This window comes from Zobellia alginiliquefaciens (genome assembly GCF_029323795.1).
In the GTDB taxonomy this organism is placed as follows: domain Bacteria; phylum Bacteroidota; class Bacteroidia; order Flavobacteriales; family Flavobacteriaceae; genus Zobellia; species Zobellia alginiliquefaciens.
In genome coordinates this window covers 3,610,541-3,637,156 of sequence record NZ_CP119758.1, presented here as the reverse complement: position 1 = coordinate 3,637,156, position 26,616 = coordinate 3,610,541, and the positions used below count along the sequence as shown (strand labels likewise).

Genomic DNA, 26,616 nt, shown 5'->3' with positions numbered 1-26,616 from the left:
TGATTTTTTTGATTTAATTATTTTGTTATTATTTTTTGTAACTCTTCTAATGTCTTCCCTTTTGTTTCCGGCATCATGAAAATGACGAACAACAGCTGTAGCACCATCATACCGCTGAAAAAGAAAAACACAATACCAGGGTTTGATAAACTACCCAAGGCAATAGGCATGATGAGGGTTATCAATGCAGCGAGTACCCAATGGGTAGAAGTACCGAAAGACTGCCCTTGAGCCCGTAATTTTGTGGGGAATATCTCGGATATAAATACCCAGATTACCGCACCCTGCCCAATGGCATGCGAGGCAATGAACATGAAAAGGAAAATTGGCACCATCATTCCTTCCCAATCTAACATAAAGGCCAAACCGACCATAGTTAAGGAAATAATATACCCAATAGAACCGATGTACATTAATACTTTACGCCCTACTTTGTCTATTAAATAAAGTCCCAATAAAGTAAATACCAAATTTGTAACGCCTATACCAATACTACTCAGCAAAGCCGAATTTTCTCCCAAACCTGCAGAACTGAAGATCCGCGGTGCGTAGTATAGAAAGGCATTAATACCGGATAATTGATTGAAAAAGGCAATCAAAAAGGCCAGCATTAAAGGGAATTTGTATTTTTTAACGAACAATGCGGATTTCTCGGTTTGTTCAGCTTTCAACTCATGAATGACCGATTCATCCAACTCGGTACCCGTGAGGTCCAGTTGTATCCTCTTTGCTCCCTCCAAATCATTTTTCTTCTCCAGCAACCATCTAGGGCTTTTAGGAACCCCCAACATAGCCAAAGTGTAGATTAATGCCGGAAGCGCTTCAATACCGATCATCCAACGCCAAGGTTCCGAGCCAAAATCCTTCAACAAGAAGTTAGAGATAAATGCAATCAGAATTCCGAAAACGATGTTGAACTGATACAAGGCTACCAGACGGCCACGACTATTTGCCGGTGCTATTTCCGACACGTAGGTAGGTGCTGCAACTGTAGATGCTCCTACCCCCAATCCTCCTAAAAACCGAAAGAACGAAAATAGATACGGATCAGTGGCCAAACCTGAACCTAAGGCCGACACGAGATACAAAACACCAATCCACAACAGTGTATTTTTTCGGCCTATTTTATCACAGGGAATGTAGGCAAAAATAGCTCCTAAAACCGTTCCCCAAAGTGCCATAGACATAATAAAGGTGCCATGAAAAAGGTCTGAAGTACCCCATAAAGCCTGTAATTGTTGGTCCGCTCCCGAAATCACAACGGTATCAAAACCGAATAAGAATCCCGCTAGGGCCACTACAAAAGAGGTAAAAAGTAATTTATTTTTCATGAGGTTTATTTAGATTCCTGTATAGTTACCGCCAAAGGGTTGGATAGTATTTGTGCTTGTTGTTTTAAGAGAATTTCCCAATCATTAACCGAAGACACTTGCCCACTTTTTTGCCATGCAAAACCGGCGTAGTAGCTCAACTTTTCTTGAGGTTTGGTAACAATAAACAAGTTGCTTTGGTCCGTAACATCCGATTTATAAGCAATTGCATCCTTCACTATTTTGGGGTCAACAACAACACCCTCCCCTACTTTTGAGCTATCTATAGTTTCCCAATGACGGAACCACCCCTCTTCTTTGTTTATAGCGGCATCACCTTCATTTTTGTGCAGCGTAATCCCCACCGTGTAATTAGGAACCTCTTTTTCCGAAGAAAGGGATATATCGAATTTTGAAAAATTAGAACCTAAATCAAGGGTAATTCGCTTGGTTTCCTTCACTCCATATGCACTCCACGGGGCATAGTCCAGCTCAAAAACCGTTCGCAAAGGCCCGTCAGCCAATGTTCTAGAAGCCGTAAAATTATTGGAAACCAAAAGGCTGTCGTTTTCCCAAATACCAATACCACCGGTACCACGGCTTCCGCCCACATGGTACGGGTCATACCCCTCACCGCGATCTTTATGGTAAGCGCCAGGATTGGCTTCGTGCGCCTTGTACCATTTATTGATGATGGCCTTATTCGTACGTTTTAACCATAAGTCTATTCCGCTAGAAAGTGTACTGCCCGGAACGCCGGCCAAAGCTTCTTTTTCACCTGTTGGCCCATAGGTTCTGAAAGCTACTTTATCATTTTCCCATGTATAATCATCCGTTCTTTCTGGTACGAGACGCGAGTAGGCAATGACTTCACTTTCTTCCGGAGCCTTTGTACTATCGACTAAAATGACATATTCAGAACTTGCATTTGCCGCTATATCCGCTTGAAAAAGCAACTCGTCATTTGTTCCATCTTGATCGTTATCCATCCACTGTGTACGAAGGTACTCTTGGGAGCCAACTTTTTTAACCCGAAGGTGGTTCTCCCCATTATTTTTAAGAACTCCGGATAAATCTTGAATGTGCACGCCCACAATTTCATTTCTAGGGAAATCAAGGTTATTTTTAACCGCCACAGAAACTGTTTCACTCTTGGCTACAGGTTCGCAAGCCACCATCAGACAGAGTGCAGATAGCTGGGCGAGTTTTAAAGGAATAGATAGGTTGCTTTTCATGAGTTACGTTTTAGTGTTACTATGCTATTTTTTATTCAAGACTATAGACCTTAAAATTATCTATGGTCATGTGATTGTTAACTGTCCTAATACCGAAATATCCTGAGGAATATGCGTTTGGATCATTATACTCTATAATTAATTCCCCGTCTCGGTAGTACTGAATGATTCCGTTGTAGGCTATAATTTTTATCTGGGTCAACGCATTCGCCTCTAGAAGATATTTCTCTTTTGACAAATCATATTTTGGTAACAACGGCCGTTCACCATCTCCACTATACCTACGGAAACGGGTTTTGGTATTATCGTGGCCACCAACCCCCATATAGTACAATCTAAGATGGTCGTAGTTTGAAAATTTACCGCCACGTTTCGCAGAGTTAGCGAAAAGATTATCCGGGTTTTCCATATCCTTTGCCATCCAAAAACAATTAAGGTCTGATACACGATCTTGTGGTCCACCTTCATCTATTACATAAGCATCGTAGGTTATCATAAGTGGGCCTTGCAATTCTTTCATGAGCCAGACCGTACAACCGGCAACATCTGTAATTTCCATCTTTCCATCCTTTAAGGCTACCGTGCCTCCAGGCATCTGCTCAACCTTCCAATTTTCCATCCCCAATTCAAAAGAATCCAAATACATTAGACTAGCATCTGCTGTAAACGTATCATTAATTTTCACCTTTTCTTCTTGACCTATTACGGTATGCGTAATTGACCCTACGAGCAGTAGGATTAGTAGTATATTGTTTTTAATTCTGTTATTCATAAGTACTTTTAAAATCATCTTCTCTTCTCTCCTCCTATTTCTTCTTGAGTAAACTCTTCCTTTATACTTGAAGAAGTTTTGCTATTTATCCTATCAAATATCAGTCTACTTTTTTGCCTCCATTTCCTTATAAATGTCTATATACTTCTGGTCTAATTCTGGCGAGTCTTTATACTTCTTTCTAAGTTCTTTAAGCTTAGCTTGTAGTTCTTCTACGGTTTCGGCATATTCTGGATCATCAAAAACATTGTTCAGTTCTTTAGGGTCCTTCAATCTATCATACAATTCCCATTCATCTACATCGTAATAAAAATGCGCCAGTTTAAATTCTTTGGTAACGATACCATAATGGCGCTTCACCATATGTACGCTAGGGTATTCATAATAGTGATAGTATACCGCATCCCTATCCCACTTTTCACTTTCTCCTTTTAATAGCGGCATTAGACTTTCCCCTTGCATATCCGAAGGAACATCAATACCTGCAGCTTCCAAAAACGTAGGGGCAAAATCCAGATTCTGAACCATTTCATTTTCTACAGAACCGGGTTTAATAGTCTCTGGCCATTTTATGATGAGTGGGGTCTTAAATGATTCGTCATAAATAAATCGTTTATCGAACCAGCCGTGCTCACCCAAGTAAAATCCTTGGTCGGAAGTGTACACTACTATGGTATTTTCTGCCAATCCACTTTCCTCCAGATAGTCTAGTACTCTACCTACATTATCATCAACCGATGAAATACAAGCTAAATAATCTTGCATGTAGCGTTGGTATTTCCATCGCATCTTTTCCTCCTCTGTCATTGATGGCCAATTCTTTTCAAAATAGGCATTAATTTCATCTAATATCTTATCGTACTTCGCTTTTTGTTCGCTATTTGCACGATCGTACGGGCCATAAAACCCGTTCTCGAATTCCTCTACTTTAGGAGTTACCTTATCTCCCATTTTCTCTACCAGTTCCGGTCTTATCTTGCTATCATGACTGTACATCATATGTTTTAGCAAGTTCATTTCTGCTGTTTTTGCAGCCGTTCCCCTATTTTTGTAATCGTCGAACAGGGTTTCCGGCTCAGGAAATTCTTTCTTTGTAAACTCCTCGAATTTTTCTGGACTTGGCCACCATGGTCTGTGTGGTGCCTTATGAAGGTACATCATCATAAAGGGCTTGTCTTCTTCTCGGTCTTCTTTTAGCCAATTTAAAGTAACATCGGTAATAATGTCCGTAACATAGCCGGTAATAGTAGTATCTCCTTTGGATGTAATAAAATCAGGGTTGATATAATGTCCCTGTCCCGGAAGGATCATAAACTCGTCAACTCCCTTTGGATTGTTTCCAAAATGTAGCTTGCCGAACATGGCGGTCTGGTAACCGTTCTTTTGAAAAATCTGCGGAAAAGTAACCTGCGTGGTATCAAACGGCATCAGGTTATCGATCTTACCGTTAATGTGAGTATGTTTTCCCGTGAGAATAGTCGCTCTTGAGGGGGCACAAATTGAATTGGTTACACTGGCATTGGTAAACAACATACCTTCTTTTGCCAAGCGATCTATATTGGGAGTCTGTACCAATTTATTATCGTAAGCACTGATGGCCTGGTAGGCATGATCATCGGACATGATGAACAAAATGTTGGGTTGTTTCGCTTTTTCAGGCTTTTTCGTTTCCTTAATTTCGTTACACCCCACAAATGCTAAAACACCGGTAAGTGCCACTAAATAGCTCCTCATTTTTACTGTTCTAAACCCAATTCTGTTCATATCTATATTTATAATTATTCCGATTATTCTTGCCAGATATGACTACCGTTCAAAAGAGTTTGATATTCCTTTTGAAGCAAATTCTTCATTTGATTAAAAACTTTTGGGTCAACGGTAGCCAAGTTTGAGGCTTCCCTGCTATCATCCCTTAAATTATATAATTCAAAATCGGTCAATTCACTACTCTTAATCAGTTCTTCGTTTCCCTTATACATGTTGTTAAGGTTGGGAAGATACTCCCCATTGTTCTTCAGTCTGGCCAATATTTTATAATCACCGTGTCTCATAGCGACCTGGTGTTCGTTCAATGCATTATAAAATCCCCAAATTAGCGGTTTTTTTCTTTTAAACTGTCCATTTTTTAGAAGAGAAGCAAAAGATTCCCCATCAAGTTCTCTATTTGGCAATTTAGCGCCGGTAATTTCGCAAAGTGTGGGCAAAATGTCAAGTGCAGAAACTACGGCATCGGTTGTACCGTTATAGGTGTCCTTCCCGATCCATTTTACGATTCCAGGAACGCGAAAACCAGCTTCGGTCGTCCATAATTTTCTTCCTTTTAACCCTCCGGTCTGTCCAAAGGTTCGTTTTGCACCAGAATAACGCGAAAATGTTTCCGGTCCGTTATCCGAAGTAAAAATAACCAAAGTGTTATCCGTACCGTTTTCTTCTAAATATGCCAATAACCTACCCACTGCCTTGTCTACATTGGCTACATTGGCATAAAACTCGGCTTCGGCACGACCATTAGAATATGGTAAATACTCCTGAACCAAATCCTCTGGAGAAGCTATGGGTTCATGAGGTTCATGAAAAGTTACTTGTAAATAGAAAGGATTATTATTCTCCTTTTTATCGAGCCAATCGATAGCCTCATCAACCACAATCTGACAACTAAAACCTTCAATAAGACCTGCTTTTTCGCCATTTCTAACAAAGTTTCTAGGGTTCTCATGACTAGGTGAAGCATTATTGTGTGTTGCGAACCAATAATCGAATCCAAAATAATCGGGTTGTGGCTGTGCCGGATTGTTAAAAAGTGAGCTACAGTGCCATTTCCCAACCAAAGCTGTAGCATATCCTACCGTTTTTAAACGTTCAGGAATAGTTTCTTCCCCTTTCTGAAGATGGACCAAATGACGCAAATCTTCACTCTGTTTAGGACCCGGGATAAAATCATAAATACCCGCTCTATTGGGACTACGGCCAGTAAGAAGGCCAACTCGGGATGGAGAGCAAACGGGTGCCGCGGAATAGAAATCGGTCATTTTTATACCAGTTTCCGCTAGCTTATCGATATTCGGTGTTTTTATGGTTTGATGTCCGTATGCCGATAAATCTCCATAGCCCAAATCATCACATAGAAAAACAACAATATTGGGTTGTTTCGATTTTTTTTCGGCCTGTGCTTCGGCAGATAAAAATGAAACTATTAACATCAAAAAAGAAACAAAACGAATAGTCATTCTAACTAAATTTTCAAATTATTATTGAATTGCAAAGTAATTCTAGCGCTACAAATAGGATATAAACTATATGCCCTATACTATCACTCATGATTCATTTTGCTTAAAATCAAGGTGATATCAGGGCAATAAAAATCTAAGGACGTATTTCTATATCAAAAAATCCTTTGAGCAATGTTTGGGTATAAAACTAAACTTTTATACGTTCTACACCATCTTGTACTATCATGGTCAATAGCGCTTAAATTGAGTATAGCAACAAAGAAGACTCTAATAAATCCGTGACATCTTTAACCCATTAATGCCAGGTAATTTTTGCGGTTTTTGCTTCCGTATCCACCCAAACACTTGCATGTTGAAATTCTCGTGTAAATACCCAACCATCAGGTTTTTCACGTTTAAAAGCTCCTTTGGGCTTTCCTAACGGTTTTTGTAATGTAGGGTAATCAACCAAATTACCATCTGCTAGATTCCAACCCCAATTCCATTGAAAATAAGAATATGGCTGAGCGCCTATGAGGTAACATGCGTGGTGAAATTCTAACTGATCATGAGACCTCTTCTCTATTCCACCCGTCTTTGTAGCCCCTTTGGTAATATCATTTTTACCTTTTCCTTTGGCTCCAAAGCGATAGATTGATATTTTACCAGCTTCCGCAATGCGGGCCATATCGCTCCATTCTTTAAGCAAATTTTCTTTATTGGTCACGGATGAATTATAATGCTCGAACATAAACGCATCACAATGAGGAAAAACCTCTTTGGTTCGAGCCGCGTTATTCCCTACTAGTATTTTATCAGGTCCCATTTGTTCTTTTAGGGCAGCCATCATTTTCCCTTTGGCTTTTGCTAATTCCGCTAAATCGTCTACATGATAATCAGAATTCTCATCTACATTCATTCGGTCGACAAATATTCCGTCAGAACCTGAAATTTTAACACCCTCAACGGCCGATGCCACCCACCATTCACGAAATTCAGGGTTTAAGGCATCAAAATAGTACGAAAATGCAGGTCCGTTTGTCTTTTCCAAAAGTTTTCCAGTCTGGGGATCACGGGCCAAAAACTTGGTCAATTCTTTGTTTTTTACAATGCCTTCCCGAGTGAATTCTTTATTAAATTGGGAGAAAGGCCATACCACATACGAATTGTAGTAGAACAACACTTTAACATCTGGCTTCACTTTATGAAATGCCTCAACTTCATGCTTTGTACCCAATACCTGGTCACCAAGCTGGTTGTATGCATGTGATTTCTCCATGCAGATAAAATCCGTTCTATCTGATATAAATTGAATCTCTTCTGGTTCCAATACCCGGTCAATATCTCCAAAATGATAGTACATAGGCGTAGTGTCCCAACTGAATTTAGGGAAATACGACTTTCCTTTGAAGCTCGTATCATTCTGCTGTCCGTAAGCACATGCGATAACTGTAAATAAGCACAATATGGTAATCCGGATTCTATTTGAATGGTTTCGTATTAAGATTTCGTCTCTCATTTTAAGTCAGTTTATTACAATTCAATTTTTCGTAATGCATCAGCATTAAATTTCTTCTCCGAATGTTCTTAGGTTATAGTGATAGGGACTTCGTTATGCAATAGAAGTTCTCCTTCTTTAAACTCCAACACGATGTTGCCGAAACTATCTGGCATGCACTTAAAAACATGCACCATACCATCTTCAATAGTATATACTTCTTTCGCCTTGGCACTATCTCCATTCCTCAGTTTTAGATGCCAACCATCAAAATTTTCACCATTGAACAATTGTATAAAACCATTCTCAAACTTCTTTTGATTTTGTCCATTGGAGATACCCACATTTACAATTAGTGTGACGCAGATAAGTAATAATCGGTGATTTCTCATTGTTTAGTTTTTTCAGTTCTTGGTTGTTCTATTTACACGGTTGTATTCTTTTATAAAATTTTGAAGTATTGCGGGATAGGTATCTCCCGTAGCTGTTCCCCTGCCTTGCATACCACTGCCATAGGTTATAGAATCGCCTAGACAAATGATTTTCTGAGACTTTTCCAGTAGCTGGTTTTCCTTTAAATAGTGGAATACCAGTTCACCAATAAACCGATAGCCCAACGCCGTAGGATGCACTCCGTCCGCGGCACCACTATTGCTTATATTCTTAAAAAATAAATCGATGTTGTGTTTTGGCAAATCCATATCTTTAAAAATCTGAAATAGATCCAGATAATGCACCGACATTTTGTTTGCTACACGAGACACACTATTTCTTGCACTATCTAATTTAACGTTGGGTGCCTCATTGAACAACTTTTTATCATGCCTTTTAAACAAATACACGGAATCTGCCGGAGGTGAAGTCATAAGTATTACTTTACTATGCGTTTGCTTTATGCTTTTTACGATATGCTCTAAATTATCTTCATATGCCCGATATGAAACCAACTTTCTAGAATTCAGCATATCATTGGTACCGACCATTACTATTACCAGATCTGGTTTTTTTTCCAATACATCATTTTGTAATCTTTCTAAAAGTTGTACAGTAGTGTTACCGCCCACACCGGCATTTATTACTTGAGCATGGGTTGATAATGAAGTTGCAAAAAACAATGCGATGAAAATGATATGATTTCTGGTTATTCTCATTTAGACGCTTCAACTAGTTGTTTATTATACTCTAACACTTGGTCGTCTTTAAGCAACTGCTCCTTTAAAGCCGTATAGTCAACATCATGAATATTTTTATCCGCATCTATGGCCATCGCGGCAAGTGTACCTGCACTTTGACCCAAAATCATAAACACAGGCTCCATTCTTATAGAACCAAATGCAATGTGCGAACTAGAGACCGCCGCAGGAACCAATAAATTTTTACATTCATCTTGCTTTGGTAAGATTGTTCCTAAATGTATTTGATATGGAGCGTCTGGTTCTATTCCTAGATCACCTTCATTTTGTACATAACCTTCTTTGGTGATATAGCGTTGAACATTATGGGAATCCATGGCGTAAGAACCCATACCTATTGGTTTCTGCACTTTCTTTTTACCTAGGATCTCGTTATCTGTCATTACAAATTCCCCAATCATTCTTCTAGCTTCGCGAACGTAAATTTGATAGGGCCAGTGACCGTTATCCACAAACTCGTCTTTGGCAAGTCCCCACTTTTTAATGCTGGTTCTAAATCGCTCCGGTACACTTTCATCATGACCCCAGAAATAAAGCAAACCTTTGTGATAGTCTATATGCTCTTGCAATATTTCTTTTCTCTTTTCATAAGATGCTTCGGGATAATCGTAATTCATTCCAATATTATCTGAGCTGAACGGTCCTACGTTATTGACATCGCGCTTTTTATTGGGAATCTTTCCTCCTCCGAACATGGAATATCTACCACCTTCAAACACCCTTCTCAATAACTCATATTGTGCTGGGTCATAATTTTCTGGTTTCTCAAAAGGTACCACGTTACCTTCTGCATTGGTAGTACATAATCTATAGTTATATGCCTGCACACCTTTATCACCCGAACCATTTTCACCAGGTGGCGCTGTTGATATTCTTGGAAGCACACCGCTGGTGGAATCGCCAGGTATTACATACGGACTAATATTCAGCTGTTGAAAGTTGTGGCTATGGTGATAAATGCCTTTTTGTACGCCGTTCCATTCTTCACCATATACACTATTAGCTTCCCTACCTACATGATAATTGACACCTGCAGCTGCCATTAAATCTCCTTCGTAGGTGGCATCAACGAATATATTGGCTTTATAATTCTCCCCGTCTAACATGGTGATAGATTTGATCACGCCGTTCTCTACTTCTACCCCTTTTTCCCTATCGAGCCATTTATCGCGATGTATGGTAATGTTATGCTCCTTTATAAATTGCTCAAAGATTTGTTCAGCAACATGGGGCTCAAATGTCCACATGGTCTTGAGTTCATCATCTATAGCAGTAGTACCTTGCCCCTCGTTACCATACTCTTCCCTTGGTTGCCAGTTCCAAGCTTCTTCATTTTGGTAGTGCTTGTATACTTCTTGATAAAACTCTTTTGAAATACCACCGATGACCTCTTTATTTCCCAAATCGGTGAATCCCAATCCGCTAGATGAGAGTCCGCCAATATGGGTTTCCGGACAAACAATAATGACCGATTTATCCATTCTTGCCAATTGCACCGCTGTAGCAATGGCGGCAGATGTGCCACCATAAATGACCACTTCTGCATCTATATTTTTTTCATTATTTGGAGCGCATGCTATTTGCATCAGCAAAAATGCACAAACTATGGACTTGAAAATTGAGGTGTTCGATAAGAAATTCCACATAGGTAAGAACGAGTTATAAGTTGTTGATTATTGATTTAAACAAGTTTATTCTTTATTGAACAAAACGTGTATCTCTTATTGTTCAACTTCTATAAATTATCACCTATTATTCCAATACATGGGGTTTTAAGAGCACTAAAGCAAACAAGTAAGTTTGACTTTTATACTACTAGTTAGCAAGCAAGATGATTTCTTGCCCAACTTTTGTAGATATGTCATATAAGAATGTTGGTTTTAAATCTAGCCTTTCTGATTTTGTCGGATCGGAAACGACCGGCGTTTTTATTTTTGGCACTTGATAAAATTGATTTTGATTTTCTCCGGAAGCAGCAGCCAATTCCTTTGCATTCTGATTTTTTAGTTTACTGTATGAACGCACTCTAAGATTCCCTCCTAAATTCGACTTTATTTTTGCTTTTACAACTTTTCCTTCTTTCCATGCTAAGGAAGTTATTTCGAATCCTCCTCGAGCTTGTAAACCTAATACTTCACCATCTTCCCATACGTCTGGTAATGCAGGTAACAAATGGATTGCTCCGTCGTGACTTTGCACCAACATTTCCGCAACACCCGAAGTAAACCCAAAATTGCCATCAATTTGAAAAGGTGGGTGAGCATCGAGCATATTGGCATAGGTACCACCACCTTTTGGCGAATCTGGTCTACCGACCAACTTTATCTGGTCGCCCATTAATTTATAAGCGTGGTTGCCATCTAACATTCTAGCCCACAAATTAATTTTCCAGTTCATTGACCAGCCTGTAGAAGGGTCTCCCCGCTGTATAAGCGTGTTCTTGGCTCCTTGAAATAATTCCGGATTTCTATATGGTGAAATTTGATTGGAAGGATACAAACCGTACAAATGAGATACATGACGGTGATCATCTGTTGGGTCATCTAAATCTTGCATCCATTCTTGAAGCTGCTGATATTGACCAATCTTCATTGGTGGTAACTTCGCCAAAGCGGACTGCATTTCAACTACCAATTTATCATCTACCCGTAGTAATTTTGCTGCTCTTATTGTTTTTGTCAACATATCGAACACCAACTGATTATCCATGGTAGTCCCTGCCGCAATGAACACATTTTTAGAACGGTTCATGGGACCATGTTCTGGAGAGATAGATGGCGAAACTACCAGAAAACCATTTTCAGGTTCGGGGGTCAAGATGCTTAAACAGAATAGCGCGGCACCTTTCATGGCGGGATATACCGTACTTAAATAATCTAAATCTCCATTAAATTCAAATTTATCGAATAAGTGCTGGCTTAACCATGTGCCACCAGTGGGCCACATTCCCCATGTTGCACCATCTACGGGACCTGTAATTCTCCATAGATCGGTATTATGATGGGTTACCCACCCATCTGCACCGTACATAACCTTGGCGGTTTCTTTACCCGTTATTGAAAGGTCTTTTACCATTTCAATTAATGGATCATGCATTTCCGATAAATTGGTGACCTCAGCAGGCCAGTAATTCATTTCAGTATTGATATTTACGGTATATGCACTTTTCCAAGGCGGGACTAATAGATTATTCCATAAGCCCTGTAAGTTTGCCGGCTGACCACCAGGTTGCGATGAGGAGATCAATAAATATCTTCCAAATTGAAAATACAAAGCAACAAGCGATGGGTCAAAACCTGTACTAAATTCCTTTATTCTAACATCGGTGGGATTTTTTACCGCATTTGAACTGCCTAAATTCAATGAGACCCGGTTAAAATACTTTTGGTAAAAATCTGAATTTCGGCTTACCAATTCATCAAAGGTTTTAGATGTTGCCTTAACCATATAATCTGCCGCCCTTTTATGGGCATCTGCACTTACATCATCGTAGTCGACAAAATTTGTAGCTATTGAAATGTACAGCATCACGCTATTTGCCTTTGTTACTTTTAATTCTTTTCCTGTTGACGTTAGCGCTCCCCCTTCCGGAACTATTTTTATTCTGGCATCAAATTCTACTTCACCTTTAATTGAGTCTGCATTTTCCGGTAAGCGTTTGTTCTTATTATCACTACCAAAACCTGTCATGACCAAAATAGCATCACCTTCATTATACAAGCTAACTTTGGCAGGTGCGGGTCGATCCATTGTTGCCGTAAAACTAATTTGAGCTTCTTTATTTGCGGTAAGTCTCATTACAATAACCTCATCGGTAAAAGAGGAGAAAACCTCCCGTTTATATTCCACTCCTTCTACCGTGTACGTGGTGGTATTCACTGCATTTTCAATATCCAGTTCTCTATAGTAATTGGTGTAATTTTCTTGATCTTTAAAATTCAATCTCAAATTTCCAACCGTTTCATAGGGCATTCCATGAGAGGTTTTTGAAATAAAATCTCGATTAGCTAAGTTATGGGCTTCATCATATTTTTCTTCAAAAATCAATTCTCGTATATCGGATAATGATTCTTTTGCCTTTGGATTTTCGTTTCTGTGCGAACCACCTGCCCAAAGTGTACTTTCGTTCAACTGTATATTTTCACTTGTTGGATTACCGAAAACCATCGCTCCCAAACGACCGTTGCCAATTGGCAAAGCTTCGTTCCAATCTGCCGCTGGTGCCGTATACCATAATTTTAAAGGGTTTTCCTGTTGTGCATGACCATTACCCATAGCCACTAAAAGCAGTATGAATAGAATTTCCGAATATTTCTTTATCATTTCTTATAAATTAATTGTCATAGAAAATGTTGCTTTCATAGTTCTAGCTAGCGCAGTGCCTCTAAATACATTTCTTCCGTTTGTTTTCTTAAGCGCTTTAACACATCAACATACTCCTTATTATTTGCCAGATTATTTTGCTCAAGAGGGTCATTCTCTACATCGTACAATTCCTCAATTTTAGGGTTGTGTTCGTAGTAAACAAAATACTTATAACGATCTGTTCTTATTCCACGACTGCGGTAAGACCTGTTGGCGTTTATCAATTCTTGGTTAATTTCATCAACATTTTCTTTGTAACGTTGGTGAAACATTTCCTCAATAAAGAGGTCTTCCATAAATATGGCGTTTCTCCATTGAGACATATCTTGAGTCTTATTCAACAAGTTACTAAAGTCCTTGCCCTGCATACTTTTCGGAGCGGTTATACCTGCCAGAGATAAAATAGTGGGTGCAATATCTACTGATGAAATAAGGGCATTTTCCCTAAATCCACGTTCAGATTCCGGTACTCTACCATCATACACAATTAATGGTGCTTTCACCGATTCTTCATAAAGCAAACATTTATCAAAAAGACCATGAGTGCCTTGAAAACGACCGTTATCACTGGTATAAATGATAATTGTATTATCTAACAGTCCCTTATCCTTTAATTTTGCCACCAATAGACCAACTTGATCATCTACACTATACCCTTGCGTTGCAAAGCGACGCACCAACTTTTGCTGTAATTCTGGAGTGGACGACCTTTGTTTGTGTAAACGAACTCCGCGTGCATTTTCCTTCACAACTGTTGGCAATTTATCATTCTCCCCCTCAACCCAATTTTCTGGTACCGACAATTCTTTATCCTTAAATAAATCATGATGCGGCATGTACATATCTTTATCCCTATCATGTTTTACCGCATAAAAACTGACCGATAAACAAAAGGGCTGATTTTTGGGCTGGGTATCTATAAAGCGTAACATTGCCTCACCTGTTCTTAGTGTTCTCCCAGAATTGACCCTTCCTTTTTTATATATTTCCTGTAAACCCTTATCATCTTCTGGCCACATGACCACCCCATTTCTATCATGTTCTTGACTACCGGCAAAAAAATCGAATACAGCAGCCATATTCTGTTGATAAAAATGTTCTTTAGGCATACTTGGTCTCTGTGCTTCTTTAGTCACCGTAAAACCAACTTTCCCTATAAATCCGTTACGATATCCTGCTTTTTTTAGAATGGCAGGATACCCGTTATTAAAATCCCTTTGAGATAAAGTATAGTCGGTAGGAGCAACAAAACCTACCTTGTGGTTGGAGTTAAAACGACCTGTTATCATGGTCACCCTACTGGGCATACAAATTGCAACGGCTTGGTACGCTCTATCAAAAACTACAGCAGAACTTGCCAACTTATCAATATTGGGAGTATTAAATTCGGGCTTGCCATAACACCCCATATTATCCCATTTTTGATCATCCGTCATCAAGAAAATAATATTGGGCGGTTTTACTTCTTTTTGACCGTAACTACTAGATAGCACCAGTAATCCTAGGCAAAAAATAAAGTATCGTGTACTTTTCATAAGCATCTGTACTATTTATGCTAGTCACATATCTATTATTATTATTTTATAAATCGATACTCACCTACTGGGTAGTCATTGGCAACACCATCGATGGTTATCTTAACTGGAACTTCATTGTGCACATACCATTTTCCATCTTTACGCTCTAACACTACATTGCCTTTTTCCGCAGCGGAAATCGTTACATCTTTTGTTGTCAATTGTGTGCCATTGCCCATAAACATGACTAAATTTTCGTTATTCTCTTTGCTAATTAAAGCATATGTGGCATTCGTACTTGTTTCCTCATAGCTTGCTGTTTGGTTATCGACTGTAGAGAATACCATATCTTCCCTACCCGATTTATGTGTAATGCTCAAGCCTACAAATCCTTTACTATTATTTTGATCTTCAAAACCGTTTATACTGCTAATGCTTTTTCCTTCGGATGAAGTAAAGGGTTCATATACCGATACAAACGGATGCTCCCAAGCTTCGCCATGTTGACGTGCCGCAAAGGTTAAATATGGTTCTTTATCAACCTTGTAGGGAATACCATGATTGCCCCTGAATGCTTTATTTGGAGGCGATTTTATGGAAAATACTTCACGACCCTCGGTGCCTTTCATCCATAGGTTCATGAAAACATCTTCCTCGCCTTCGGGCATGTCTATTTTCCATTGGGCTTGGTAATCATTATCTAATTTTACCGATTTTTTATCCCACATATAATCCAATGCATAAAGGTGTCCGCCGGCGAACGCCATTTCTTCACTAGGTGTTAATGTTAGTGGATTTCCATCGGCATCCATCACACTCATGGTCTGACCTAAATTGTGGTAGTAGTAATCATGAAATTTATCGCCTTTACGTTGTTTTCTTGAGCGAAAAATGTCAATATAGTATCCGGAAGTTTCACCTGTTTTAACAATACTCACCAATCTACTTTGATCACTCTGGGTTTCAGGTTCTAAAAAATATACATCTGAATACGTGATATGTTCATAGAAGCCTTCTTTTTCTTCTGATTTTGGATATTCGCCCAAAAGGTCAAAAGCGTGGTAGCTCAACATTTCGGTATATGAGGAAGCCCCATCTACCATAACCGTATTATGTGCCGGAAATTGGGAGTAATATTCCAAATAAATTGGCTCTAAGTAGCCTGCTCCTTTGCCTGGATCGGCACCTTGTACAAAGCCTTTACCATACAATTCCATATTAATACCATTGGCATGCATATGGTTACCTAAAGAGCCGTTTAAAGAAACCATCATTCCGTCTTTTCCGCTTCCCATTCGTTGTACATGCCAACTTACATTTGGTGCATTAAATGTCTGGGTGATGTAATCTTTTATATCGTGCTGCTTGTACTTCGGATTCAGTACCAAAGGTTTTGTGGCAAAAAAGGAAGATATACCCTTATTTCTTCTGCCTCTATTTTTACCTGATGCATCCGTATCTTTTACGAACAAACGATACATACCCGTAAAATCTTCTTCTAGCGCATCATCGCCATTTTTTTGGGCAATTCTAATCATATCCCCAATTGCTTCGGTACTTATGGGTCCGTAGTACGAATCTCCAAATGCCACAATCTGATTGTTGGGGAATAAATATTGCGGCATCATTTTTACCGCTTTGCCCATCACCGGAGTGTAAGGCAGAATATTATGGTCAAAAGTATTGTCAAAATCCCTTATGAAATGGGTAAGACTGCTGGTTACTCCTAAAGAATAACTAGGGCATTCGTTCCACACTCCATTGCTTTCGTCATAGCCATAATCTATAAATTTTGATAACGACCATTGTCTTGCCGAAGTAACATTCAATATATAATCAATGTAATATTCACGTCCTTTTTTATCCTCATAATTTTCGTTGTCTTGCAGTACCATTGCAGCTTTTAAAATGATGTTTGCTTGGTGAAGGTTCCAATTGTTCTGCGGCACGCCGTTTTTAATGACCTGGTCTGTCCATCTTTTAATGGTCTTATCATACATTGCTATATGTTCTGGATGGTTGACTTCAATATATCCGTGTAAAAAATCATACAAAATGGAAACTTCGCGCAAAGCCCGTTCGTGTATTACTTGAAAATGCGTAAAACCAACAAGGGTTTGTATGTGACCGTTCAACAGATCTATAGGCTCGCTACGGTAAGACATGCCCTCCATATACGTATGGAAAATATCATAGGAAAACTTGGCAAAACGCTCATCTTTTTCTAACCAATACAAAAAAGCGGCATCTCTTGCCAAACCAATGATATCTTCGTTTATAGAAACAATGATATTACCGGTTTCTGACTGTTCTGCCCATTCAAATGGATGTCCTTCTTTGGTTTTATTCGGTAAATACAAACCTCTGGGATCATCCATATACGGTTGTATATCTTCTAGTTTTGGCTTGCCATATGCAGTGGCAGAATTTCTAGAACCTGTAAATCTAACGGTTGGCACAGGAGCTTCACCGTCTGCATGTGAATAATCTACTCCGTTGACATATACGTTGGTAGACTTTGTTTTCCAATACATCTGTAAACGAGACACCATCCATTCCGGATCAGAAACATGACGTTCTACGTGCTCATCTACCTTTTCATGTAACCCTGACAAAACATCTTTTGCCCATGCTTCTTTTTTGATGGTTTTTTGTAGGTCTTTCTTTTCTGAATTGGTAATGTACAGTCTTGGGTAGCCTTGTTCTAAATTAGTGGGTAGTGGGATTTTATTACTTTCCTGAGCCATTAGGAAAGAACCTATTGCACAAAGAATACCTGTTAGATATTTTCTGATGTTAGTTTCAATTGTCATAAGTGTTGTTGTTATTAAAATAGCCGTTCTATAAAGGTGTATATATAATTCTTAAAATCCCTTCTTCCGTAAGATTCTTAGCTTCAATTCCTATTTTGTACGCAGGACCGCCTTCTCTCAAATGCTTTACAGGAACTAGTTCATCTTTAATTCTAAATAAAAAACCCTGGCTCCTAATTTCGGCTTTTACTTTCTGATATTCCGTTTTTAGAATGACCGTATTTTCATCAATAATTTCATACGCATTTAAAGTCATTAGTGCAGAACCAAAACTAACGGGTTCTGTGGCTATAAAATGGTCTTCTATGGTTATGGTTCCTTTTCCGGACTTATCATTTGTTACGGTCCTTTCTAGGGTTTGCAACATGGGCAACTCATAAGCAGGCAAAATATCCATAACCACTTCATCCATTTTATCCTTGAAGTTGGTGCTTGTTATGATTCCTTTAAATTCTATTCCGTTAGACTGTAAAGTGTTATTGATCCTTGGCACAGGATGTCCCCAAGAACTTCTGGCTTTATTATCTGGCGAAAATGATCCTGCTCGATACGATGGAGCTCCTATATCTCCAGCAATAATTTCATCGTTTAAAACCAAAGAATAGGTACCAACATCACTGTGATTATGATTTTCTGCGTTGTGACCCGCTTTTACCGCTATTGAAAAGGGCACTTTTTGCTTTCCCCTTGAAATGACCATTCCGAAATCATTAAAATAAGTATGATCAGGTAACTGCGAGGTATTTGATGTATCCGCAACTTGAAACATTTCTGGGTTTTGCCAAGCAATTAATTGCTCTGCTGCTTCTTCCATTCTAATTTCCGTCGGGGTAATAGCTCCGTAATATTCAGCTGATAATACATCGGCAAAATTGCTACCCTTTCTGGAGATGGAGGAAACCCCATCTGAAAAGGGAGAACAGACCATTTTCTGAATTTCAAAACCTTCAGGAAAGTTGCCTACGTTTTTCATTTTTTCGGCATTATTGAATGTAAACAAATCGATTCTACCATCTGTATAATCATATAGTATTTGAGCTAAATACAAATAATGACCAAAGCCGTAGCCCCAATATCCCAAACCTTCCGAACAATACCCGTCATCGCCAAATCCGCTTAAATAATACGTCATGCTATTCAGCGCCGAACCTACTGTCGCCAAACGCTTTTCATAACTTTCTGAACTGGTAATCGTAGTCAATACCGTGCCACTTGTACAAACCGAATTCCAATTACTGGTACTCTTAATCCACTTATTATTTTCGTCCAAATACTTTGTACTTTTTAAATACGAATCGGTAATACGCTTTTGTAGCTGTACATGAATGTCGTCTCGTAACGACTTTGGTAATTTATCTTCCAACAGGTTTTCTGCCAATGCAAGAACTCCGCCAAATTTTCGAGCGCCCAAATCAATGGAAATTCTTCTTCCTTCCAGAACGCCATTATTCGCGTCATCATGATTGGGGTGCAACCATGATTTCATGCTCATTATCGCTTTACTATACGTTTCTATCTGTGGTAAAAAACGCCCATTATTCTCGATACACTCCGCAAGAATAAAACGTTCTAAACGGTCCATGGTTCGGTAGTATCTTGGTTTGTAAATTCCTCTGTTACCATCTTTATTGGCAAGACGATAAATACTGTCGGTAATGGGTACCTCGGGTTTTCTATCTAAACGCTCTAATGCCTTTGCCAAATATTCTTTACCCGAGGTAGTTTCCGAAATACCCCTCCAATACGCCCTGTTCGATATTTTTGGGGCTGGCTGAAATGCTTCTTTTGGCATAACTTCTTTAAGTATTGCCAATTGCTTGTCAGTAGGGTAAATAGTATCCTTATCGGCAAGGCTTAAATACACATTCATATCTAAACCTAAAGGCTTCTCACTATTTTGACTTGTACAAGAGAATACCATTACTAACAGTAAAGCCGGAAGAATGGTATGTCTTATTTTATGGAATGATTTTATCATAATCAAATTTCAAATAATACTGAAATGTGAAGGCAAAAAAATAACATTGCCTCACTTTGTTAAGCTGATAGCAATGTTACTTTTTAAACTGAAAATTCTATTAAATCATAGTTCATTCTTTATAAACTATGATGCTTTATATACTAATTAGCGTTATTTGATTTAAAAGCTACTTAAACCATTAAAAACCTTCAATTTATAACACATTGAAAAACTGTTTTTTATAGGCTCAATTTTACAACTGTAACAAATTCTTCTTTTGAAGTTTCCGGTAATTGTAATATGACACCTTCCGATGTTTTATCTAAACTGATATTAGCTTCAGTATTTGATAAAAACGAAGCTTTCTTCAGCTTAATAGCTTTGTTCAATTTCAACTTGCCATCTTCTGGCCAATTGAAAATGTGTGCGTAAATAACTCCATCTTTTGAGGTATATCTTCCCCACTCTGGCATATCGAACGGACTAGCTTTTGCTCCATAAACTGCTTCACCGTTTGCATCTGTCCAATCGCCCAAAGCCTTTAATCGTCTAATACTTTGAGATGGAAATCTACCATAACCATCAGGACCAATATTCAACAAGAAGTTTCCTCCTTTTGATACGATATCGACCAATTTTTGAATTAAATCTTCACTACTTTTCCATTTGGTATCGTCTGGCTTATAGCCCCAAGTACCGTTCATGGTCATACAAGCTTCCCAATCTTCATCTATACCCGTTGCAGGTATTTCTTGCTCTGGAGTACCAAAATCTCCTGCGAAATTCCCTTCCATATCCATGCCTTCCATGCCTTTTCTACCTTTATCAACCCTGTTGTTTATAATGGTATTCGGCTGCATATCTCGTATAAAACCGTACATTTCCTTACCCATTTCTGTGGTATAATCGGCAATCCAATCCCCATCGAACCAAACCACATCAATATCTCCGTAATTGGTCAGCAATTCTTTCACTTGTGGTTTGAGATAGTTTTTATAATACTGCGGAAACTCAGGATTCACAACGGTCTGGTCTTTTTGACCTGCATTGTAATTAGGGTAAAGATTTCCCTGCGCCTGTGGATGGTGCCAATCTACGATGGAGTGATACACTCCAAACTTAATTCCCTGCTTTCTTGAGGCTTCTGCCAATTCCTTAATAATATCGCGTTTAAAGGGTGATGCATCCATAATATCATAATTCGATACCTTAGAGTCCCATAAACCGAAACCGTCATGGTGTTTAGAGGTGATAACGATATATTTCATACCGGCATCTTTCGCCATTTTCACCCAATCATCTGCATTGAACAACTCAGGATTGAACATTGCCGGAAACTTTTCATACTCTTCAATAGTATAATCCAACTTATCCATTGCCCATTCAGCACCACCGCCTGCAATTTTTTCTCCTCTTTCTCCACCAATTATAGAGTAGGCTCCCCAGTGAATAAACATACCGAACTTGGCATCTCGCCACCACTCCATTCGCTCATCATCAGAAAGCTTTTTTACTTTCTTTTCCTGAGAAAAACCATTTCCCATAGTAAGCATTATTGCAAATGCCAATAAAGTTGATTTCATTATTATCTTCATTTTCCTTGATTTTAATTTATTTGGTTCTAATAGTTATTTTCTGTTCTTCTTGATCTCTCATAATCACTAAATCAAGCGTCTCTTCCGCTGAATATTCAGAGGTAAGTTTGAAAAAATCCTTAACCTCCTTTACTTTTTTTCCATTTGCACTTAGAATCACATCCCCTTGTTTTAGTCCATTATCCTTAACAGCAGGGCTTTGGTTCCAAACATTCAGCACGATAACACCTTCGGCAGTTTTAAGACCGTAAGCAGATTGCTCTTCCTGTGAATCAACACTTTTTAGGCCATTTCGCAACCACTGAACAACAGGAGAAGAATCATTGCCTACACCTTGCGGTTTTTCTAACTTAGGTACTTCAGGAGTTTTGGCTATTTCCTTTAGATTCGGTTTCTGCACACCAAATTTATCCATAGGAAAATTCTCAAATCCGATTTTTAGTGCAGGAGATTCCGGCAAAACAGAGAAATCTAGATTCTCAGGTTTTTTGAACATTGGGTCTCCATAAGCGCTATGCAGATCTCTATTGTATATCTGAGATTTAAGCATCGTCACTTCGTTAGGGAAAAGGTTATAGTCAAGTTCTTTGCCCCAACCCTCCAAACGTACATCTTGGTATGCACCGCCTACAATATTATGCTTAAAAACGTCTTCGCTATTGACGAACCAAACATGCGGGTGGAGTGAATTATTAACCATTATATTATTTTTGGCAACCCTATGAAATCCTTCCCTTAACTTCAGTCCGTTATTCAATAATAAATTGTTGTAAATATGGTAATTTGAGGATCCATCGTCCAAGTCAATATCCCAACCGTGGTCACACCTGAACCGGTTATTTCGGATTATAGTGGTATGCACAGCATCCCATTTCCACATATCCGGTCTTGCTGTTGTTAGACTATCCATTTCCTTACGATTCGGAAGCCAAAAACGGTCCCTCCCCCATGAATTAAACGAACCATGATCACTGGTTTCCAAAACGGTATTGAAAACGTCATTATATTCTAAAATGTGACCACCCCAAGTTCCATCTCCTATATTTATTCCTGCCCTAGGTACATCATAAATACTGTTGTGCCGAACGGTAATGTTCATTGCCATGGCTATCTGAACACCAGCGGTTTGCTTTTCTAGTCGACCTATTCTATGAATGAGGTTATTTTCAACTAAGCATTCACGAGGGTAAAATTCATTTTTAGGTCCGGGTACAGTATCCATTTCTGCCATGGCCACAAACTCAGAATAATTAAAAGAAGGCGATCGTACAGCTGAAGGGTCTCCTATAAAGGATATGGCACTAGCACCACAATTGTAGATATGATTACCACTTACAGTCAGGCCTTTATTGTACTTACTTGCCATAATTACATTCCCTCCCAAATTGGTAAAAACGCTATTTTCAACAGTGCAATTCTCCGTGTTTTCAAAGAAAAGAGATGCACCTCTATAGATCATCCAGTCACTACGTAAGAGCGGTTCATAATCCTTCATAAACGTGCGCTGGGTATTCTTAAAGGTTATTCCACTAATGCGCACATTAGTCACGGGTTCTTCTAACGTTCCTACCACCTTGACCAAATCGTCTAGAACCGATACCTCAAAAGTTGCAGTACTTAATTCTATATCCGAAGTTGGCCAATAAAATAATTTCTTCTTTTTAGCATCAAAAAACCACTCTCCAGCACTATCCAACTCCTCAAAAACATTCTCTACCATTCTAAACTCCTTATGAGGTTTTGAAGCTCTATTGTTCTGTTGTCCACCCTTTAAAACAGGGCTTCCATTGTCATCCACACCGGAAATCTCATAATGAAATCCGCCCCATCTGCCACTATGCAACGCATGAAAATAGGCTCCTTTAGGATGCTCCCAAGAAGCCAACCGCTCTTTGGAAACAGCATCTTCTGCATAGCCTTGCCAATATCTAGCTTCCTCATTATAATTGGGATAACGTGCCAAAACCTGAGGTTCTTGATTAACTAGAAACTGATCGAATTTTAAATCATCGTTAACCTCAGCAACAAATATATTTTCATCATACTTTTGCCACTTTAACTGAAGCTCTTTTCCTCCTGTTATAATTACCTCTTCAGCATCAGAACCTTTAATTGTCAGGTCACTTAATGATGCCGGTATTTTAATTGCTTCTTGAAGGTGATAAATACCTGGTGCCACAGTTATAACCACCTCTGCATCCGAAGTCTTTTTCCTAAGATTCACTGCTTGGTCTATTGCTTCTTTAAAAGTTACAAACTGAAGTTCACCCGGCTTGGCTTCACTCCCATTTTTAGAAACCGAAATTTCTATTATTTTTTCTGTTGTGGCGCATGAAAAAATCAACACTATAAAACCAAGTGCCACCACAAATTTTATTACCTGCCTTTTCCCCATCACTTAATAAATTATTTCAATTTTCTTATACCCTTTCGTTAGCTTAAACACCACTTGACCTGGGTCATTTCTATTCACCGTGGCCCTTCTACTCGATACCAATTTCCCATTTTCATACAATTGCATTTCAGGCATTTTAGCTCCGTTGGATATAGGCATATTTATTGTTATAGGATTATCATTACTAATGATATAGCCGTTTTCAATATTCTCTAGGCTAAAAGAAAAAGGTTTACCAGAAGAAACAATATCCCAACCATGAGATTCAAATTTTGTCATTCCGGCAAGAAACATAAATTGGATTTCTTTTTTTAACCTGGATTGACGAATGATAGATAACAATCCTTTTTGATAATACGCTTCGTCTAGAGCAACATCATTGTCCGAACTATTTAATACGATATGGTCTTCCCTTTTTTCGTCGTGGGACAAAACCTTAATAATCTGTGTATTCGGATAGTTTTTCAACGTAGAAAAGGACACGTTGGAAATAGGGTTTTCCTCTCCTTCTAGGTATGGATTAAATACCAAAGCGAAGGGATTCTGCCAAGCTGCTTCTTCTCTCTTTAGAATTAATGTTGGTATGGGTTTTTCCAAAACTTTCTTTGGAGCAGTGCCTTCACTAAGCGCATTGGATTTGGGAGAATTGACATTATACAAGGTTTGATTGTGACTTCCTTTCACCCATAACTTCATAAAGTTATCCGGATGGTTGTCGCTTTTTAAGGTAAACAGGGCCTTTATATCACCAGAATTGACGGTTTTTCTTTTATCGAAGAAATAGTTATACCCGTTTAAATCTCCTTTTTTAGAAGATAAATCATCCGTTGGCACCATTTTTAAAAGTTCATGGTCGGCATCAAAAATCTCCAGCGATTGCCCCAAATTATGGTAAATGTATTCATGTTTTTGTTTCCCTTCTTTTTGTTTTTTAGACCAAAATACATCTAGTATATAAGGTTTTGAAGATGTTGATTTTATCAAAGCTGTAAAACGCTGCTGGTCGGAAACCGTCTTAGGCTCTACAAAAGATACTTTTGAAAAGGTAACTTTATCGAACGTGGTTTCTTCTCCTGATTTGGGATATACGTGGTCTAACGTAAATGGAAAATAAGTTCGCATGGCCGCATAATCAGATTTACCATCAACAACCACCGTATTATGTGCGGGAAATCGGGAATAAAAATCGCGGTGGTCTTTATGCCAATAACTAGGTCCGCGACCCATATCGGGCCCTATGGCATAATTATTCGCGTAAAGTTCTAGTGAGATTCCATTGGCATGTGCGTGATTTCCATAAGAACCTACTGTTGAGGCCATCACCGCATTTTTCCCATCGCCCATTCTTTGATTTACCATGCTCACATTAGGAGCATAAAATGTTGGTGACACCAAATCACTGGTATTCAACTCTTCCGAAGGGTTATGTTTTAAATCATCTACATAGAAAAACAATTCAAAAAAGCCATTTGCCTTTCGGTCATACAGCCCTTCTGAAACCATGGCAGATAGAAGTCCGGATATCAATTTTTCCTTTTTCTCTTGACCGTACTTTCTATAGTTGGCTATTAGGAGTTCAAAATTCTCCGGAGGAAGGTTTTTATGATGTGAATCGCCAAAACCAACCATATAACCACTTGGGAACAGATATTGAAAAGAAGCTAACGCCGCTCTTTCTACCATAGGGTAATTATTGAATTCATTTGCATTTGTTGCATGATCCAATAAGGTAAAAATCTTTAAAAATGTTGTGATTACATGCACCGAATACGAAGCACATTCGGGCCACATGGCATTCTCTTGATCATAGACCAACAAACTTTCTTTTATGGCTATCTGTCTATCGGTTGAAATATTAAAAGTGTGATCCAAGAAGTATTCTTGCCCCTTTCCATTCTTGTAATTGTCATTTTTTTCAAGTACTAATCCTATGTACGTAAGAAAGCGAGCTTGAAACAAGTTCCAGTTATTATCCGGTATTCCTTTTTTTATAATTTGATCTCCCCACTTTTGAAATACAGCCACAGAAGTATCTAAATTTTGCCTATTCCTTTTAAAATAATTGTACAAAAAATCATAAGTGGCAACCAATGAAACCACAATACCTTCATGAATAACCTCAAAAGTGGCAAGCCCCGAAATATGTTGCTGATTCGAATTTGCCAAATCTATAGGGGCATCTCTATGATACATCCCTTCCATGTAGGTAAAGAATACAGGTGATGCAAAATCGGCATATTGCTTCTCACCGGTCAACCAATACAAAAATGCGGCATCGGCAACCAACGCCATAATTTGCTCATTGATTTTATCAATCGCAAAACCCGATTCAGAAGGATGGACCCATTCCATCTTTCCGGTTTTTTTATGTTTTAAATAGAGCCCGCGTGGATCATCAAAATACGGTTCAACCTCTTCTATTGAAGGTCTCATATACTCCGAAGCCCAATCTCTAGTGCCTGAATATCTTACCGTGGGAACTGGGGCTTCCCCTTCCGAATGCGAAAAATTACCCTCCCGTAAAAACACCTTATCATGCTTCGTTTTCCAGTTCATTTGAAGTCTGGAGACCAACCACTCTGGGTCTTTTTTACAATATTCTATATACTTTTCAAGCCGCTGTTTCTTCTTATCGACTAGTTCTTTTTTCCATTCTACTGTAGCTAATGTATTCTCAAAATTCTCTTTTTCTTGATTCGTAATATAAATTCTGGGATGTTGAATGGTTTGGCTTAAACCAATGAAGGCCTGCAT

General features: G+C 38.7%; 16 protein-coding genes. All 16 read right to left on the bottom strand.

What is annotated here, in order from left to right; translation table 11 throughout:
* Positions 1–17: 17 nt before the first annotated feature.
* Positions 18–1,331 carry a sugar porter family MFS transporter gene (locus tag P0077_RS15125; protein WP_194526597.1) on the bottom strand — a complete coding sequence of 438 codons (1,314 nt, stop codon included), beginning with the start codon at positions 1,329–1,331 and terminating at the stop codon, positions 18–20.
* A gap of 5 nt (positions 1,332–1,336) precedes the next feature.
* Positions 1,337–2,545, bottom strand: a complete 1,209-nt coding sequence (locus tag P0077_RS15120; RefSeq protein WP_276166046.1) for a BT3233 family polysaccharide utilization protein — start codon at positions 2,543–2,545, stop codon at positions 1,337–1,339.
* Positions 2,546–2,576: 31 nt separating this feature from the next.
* Complete coding sequence (locus P0077_RS15115; RefSeq protein WP_276166045.1) at positions 2,577–3,317, bottom strand: DUF6250 domain-containing protein; 741 nt, start codon at positions 3,315–3,317, stop codon at positions 2,577–2,579.
* A 105-nt stretch (positions 3,318–3,422) separates the two neighbouring features.
* Positions 3,423–5,081, bottom strand: a complete 1,659-nt coding sequence (locus tag P0077_RS15110; RefSeq protein ID WP_276166044.1) for a sulfatase family protein — start codon at positions 5,079–5,081, stop codon at positions 3,423–3,425.
* 23 nt (positions 5,082–5,104) lie between these two features.
* Positions 5,105–6,544: a sulfatase-like hydrolase/transferase gene (locus P0077_RS15105; protein ID WP_276166043.1), complete on the bottom strand. Its 1,440-nt coding sequence runs from the start codon at positions 6,542–6,544 to the stop codon at positions 5,105–5,107.
* Between the two features lie 298 nt (positions 6,545–6,842).
* A complete protein-coding gene (locus tag P0077_RS15100) occupies positions 6,843–8,045 on the bottom strand; it encodes a putative glycoside hydrolase (RefSeq protein ID WP_276166042.1) in 1,203 nt (400 codons plus the stop codon).
* Positions 8,046–8,113: 68 nt separating this feature from the next.
* Positions 8,114–8,416: a LamG domain-containing protein gene (locus tag P0077_RS15095; protein ID WP_276166041.1), complete on the bottom strand. Its 303-nt coding sequence runs from the start codon at positions 8,414–8,416 to the stop codon at positions 8,114–8,116.
* 12 nt (positions 8,417–8,428) lie between these two features.
* The gene (locus tag P0077_RS15090) at positions 8,429–9,175 is read right to left on the bottom strand and encodes an SGNH/GDSL hydrolase family protein (protein WP_276166040.1); all 747 of its coding nucleotides are present in this window, start codon (positions 9,173–9,175) and stop codon (positions 8,429–8,431) included.
* Positions 9,172–10,863 (bottom strand): FAD-dependent oxidoreductase, encoded by a 1,692-nt coding sequence (locus P0077_RS15085; RefSeq protein ID WP_276166039.1) that lies wholly within the window; start codon positions 10,861–10,863, stop codon positions 9,172–9,174. Before P0077_RS15085 ends, P0077_RS15090 begins: the two co-directional genes overlap by 4 nt.
* Positions 10,864–11,032: 169 nt before the next feature.
* Positions 11,033–13,540: a glycoside hydrolase family 95 protein gene (locus tag P0077_RS15080; protein WP_276166038.1), complete on the bottom strand. Its 2,508-nt coding sequence runs from the start codon at positions 13,538–13,540 to the stop codon at positions 11,033–11,035.
* Between the two features lie 47 nt (positions 13,541–13,587).
* Positions 13,588–15,117, bottom strand: a complete 1,530-nt coding sequence (locus tag P0077_RS15075; protein ID WP_276166037.1) for a sulfatase-like hydrolase/transferase — start codon at positions 15,115–15,117, stop codon at positions 13,588–13,590.
* A gap of 41 nt (positions 15,118–15,158) precedes the next feature.
* Positions 15,159–17,912 carry an endo-acting ulvan lysase-like protein gene (locus tag P0077_RS15070; protein ID WP_276166036.1) on the bottom strand — a complete coding sequence of 918 codons (2,754 nt, stop codon included), beginning with the start codon at positions 17,910–17,912 and terminating at the stop codon, positions 15,159–15,161.
* Between the two features lie 28 nt (positions 17,913–17,940).
* Complete coding sequence (locus P0077_RS15065) at positions 17,941–19,890, bottom strand: hypothetical protein (RefSeq protein ID WP_276166035.1); 1,950 nt, start codon at positions 19,888–19,890, stop codon at positions 17,941–17,943.
* A 221-nt stretch (positions 19,891–20,111) separates the two neighbouring features.
* Entirely contained in the window at positions 20,112–21,467 is a 1,356-nt protein-coding gene (locus P0077_RS15060) for an alpha-L-fucosidase (protein WP_276166034.1), read from the bottom strand.
* A 16-nt stretch (positions 21,468–21,483) separates the two neighbouring features.
* Entirely contained in the window at positions 21,484–23,862 is a 2,379-nt protein-coding gene (locus tag P0077_RS15055) for a PDZ domain-containing protein (RefSeq protein ID WP_276166033.1), read from the bottom strand.
* Between the two features lie 3 nt (positions 23,863–23,865).
* Positions 23,866–26,616 (bottom strand): heparinase II/III domain-containing protein, encoded by a 2,751-nt coding sequence (locus tag P0077_RS15050; protein ID WP_276166032.1) that lies wholly within the window; start codon positions 26,614–26,616, stop codon positions 23,866–23,868.